Below are 2,631 nucleotides of genomic sequence, written 5' to 3' on the forward strand. Positions count from 1 at the left end.
CACCTTGCAATGCATTACTTTGTTAATTCTTTATTTTCATCACTTTTTGCCTTTTGAACATTATTCATAGCTTTCCCGATTTTATGTTTATCAAAAGCATCTTGCGCTTTCTTTAAATTTTCGGTTTGTTCTAACTTACTTTTAATCTTCTTATCATCCTTCAACTTCAAAGGAATTACTACTACAAGCTGCCAGTAGCAAGATGAATGCTAGAATTAACCCATAAAACTTAACATTTTTCATAGAACCTATGCCTCCCCTTCTATATGCATATACTTACATCATTACAATTTCTGTAAAAAACGAAAGGAATACATGTGTTATCAATTTGATAAATATTCTGTTGGAGGCATTATGTATCATTTATTATCTTTTTCGATAGACTGAATATATTCAAAGAAATCCGGTGGTTCTTCCATTGCTTCTTTTTTAAATTTTTCAAGTTCTTCACGTTCACGCGGAGACAATTTTTCTAGTAGGGGTACCACCCCATCACCATCAAGCTAAGAAATGCAAAAGATAAAAATTGGAAGCCAATAGATGAAAAATAATAATTCCTTATTCAACTAACGCATGCATTAGTTKAATAACCTAAGGCTGCTTCGGTAGCCATTTTTTTGTACCAACTGGCAGTTTAGTTTTCAATATGTGAAAAGGGATTTCTAAGTGATTAATTGAATATATATTTATTGTTTACTAATTTTCAGGAGGCCCTTTATGGGAGATAAGCTTTACTGTATTGCTATCAAGAGACTAAGAGCTTCGCACGGTTCTGTAATAACTTATAGTAATGCTGTGACGGGATCTCCTGTTAGTGAGATAGGGTGTTTTTTAATTTATTTATCATAATAATGTACCACGAAATTGCAACTCTCGTCCTCAAGAATTATTTCTTTTGGGTGAAAGTTTTTTTATTCTGTCATAATTTAAAGTTTTCGAGAGGAGAAATGATATGAATTCTATTTTATTAGATGTTCCGTCACAAATAGAAACAGACAGACTAATTCTTCGAGCACCACTTCAAGCTGGTGACGGGAATGTCGTACACCAAGCTATTAAGGATTCAATTAATGAGTTAAAACAATGGTTGCTTTTATTCCAGTCAATCCCTACTGTTGAAGAAACGGAAATTATCCTGAGAAATGCCCATATAGATTTTTTAAAAAGAGAAAGCTTTCGCTATCTTATCTATCATAAGGATACTAATGATTTTATTGGAACTGCTAGCCTTCACGGAATTAATTGGAAAATTTCTAAATGTGAAATTGGATACTGGATTAACACGCAATTTAGTGGCAATGGATATATGACAGAGGTAGTAAGTGAGTTAACAAACCTTGGATTTCAGTTACTCAAATTTAGAAGGATTGAAATAAGATGTGAATCTACTAACACTAAAAGTCGTACGATCCCTGAAAAACTAGGTTTTGAGCTTGAAGGGATATTACGTAATGAAGATCTTTCAGCTGACGGTAAAAAACTAACTGATACCTGCATCTATGCAAAGGTAAATTAGATTAAAATTTTAATACTCAATTGATTCTGTGTACATAGTTTATTCCCCTTCTAATCCGTTATTGTGATTTKTTTAGAACTATAGTACATCAATATGTTTAAAATGAAATGTACTGAAATGGGTATTTTCTATTAAAATAAGAATATTTACTTCTCATAATAATATCAGTATTATATACAAATGTTACAATCATTTTATAAATAAATTACTTCATGAAGTTATAAAATTAGGACCGTACATATTAGACATATCTAAAATGTACGGTCCTTTTACAATTTGAATTTCTTTGTAAGCTTCTTATATTTTCTATATGAACGTCGAACAATGTTTAACATGAAATACGGTATTTTAACAGGGAAAGGCAATTTATAAATGAAAGGCAAGTAAAAGGTGAAATATGCCTTTTCTAAGTCTCTCCACTTACTATCTTCTTTTGTTTTTAAGAAATCAGATACATCGACTACATATCCCCTTCCGTTTTCCATCATCACATTTTTCCCGTGAACATCACAAGGAGTTAATCCTTGTTCCCTTGCATACTCTATAGCTTCATTGATATCAAGGATTACCTKCTTAGGAATTTTAATCCCCTTATGAATAGCATCGTATAAGGTAATTTCTTTTAAACGTTTCAATACTATGAAATTTCCCCCTTTATATATAAGATTCGAATAAGAAGGATGATTTCCGATTCTTCGGTATACTTCTGACTCTTTTTCAATTCCTTCTCCTTCTCGCGCGTAAACTTTCACTACCCAATCTTTGTATTCTTTGTGCATAAATACTGCGGCATAATTACCTGTCCCTAAACACTTCCAAAGTCTAGGAATATCTTTAACTACTACAGGCTCGAATTCATCCTCACTTCTTATGCTTACCTCTTTTAATAATTCGTCCTTTATCAATCCCACAAAACTATTTATACTCATCATTCCCACTCCGGTTTTGCTAAAAGGGGTTCCCCCCATACCCATCAAGTTAAAAAGTACCTTCTTCCCTAATACGAAAAAATGAGCAGACTTCACTAAGTAACTAACTTTAGAGAAATAAAATTTTCATTTAGGGGGGTACTTCAAAATCTTAAAATGGATATTCTACGCAAATATATACTATTG

General features: G+C 32.1%; 4 protein-coding genes. 1 reads left to right on the forward strand and 3 read right to left on the reverse strand.

The features are described from left to right. Positions 1-14 precede the first annotated feature (14 nt). Positions 15-170 (reverse strand): hypothetical protein, encoded by a 156-nt coding sequence (locus tag AC1DTM_RS22250; RefSeq protein WP_199715750.1) that lies wholly within the window; start codon positions 168-170, stop codon positions 15-17. A gap of 189 nt (positions 171-359) precedes the next feature. Next, positions 360-488 (reverse strand): hypothetical protein, encoded by a 129-nt coding sequence (locus tag AC1DTM_RS22255; RefSeq protein WP_256416312.1) that lies wholly within the window; start codon positions 486-488, stop codon positions 360-362. 464 nt (positions 489-952) lie between these two features. Here AC1DTM_RS22255 and AC1DTM_RS22260 point away from each other — a divergent pair, with 464 nt between their 5' ends. Further along, positions 953-1,516, forward strand: a complete 564-nt coding sequence (locus AC1DTM_RS22260; RefSeq protein ID WP_199715748.1) for a GNAT family N-acetyltransferase — start codon at positions 953-955, stop codon at positions 1,514-1,516. Positions 1,517-1,785: 269 nt separating this feature from the next. Here AC1DTM_RS22260 and AC1DTM_RS22265 read toward each other — a convergent pair whose 3' ends face one another. Then, positions 1,786-2,445: a protein kinase family protein gene (locus AC1DTM_RS22265; protein WP_477000897.1), complete on the reverse strand. Its 660-nt coding sequence runs from the start codon at positions 2,443-2,445 to the stop codon at positions 1,786-1,788. Between the last annotated feature and the right edge of the window lie 186 nt (positions 2,446-2,631).

This window comes from Bacillus sp. P4_D3, from assembly GCF_056401855.1.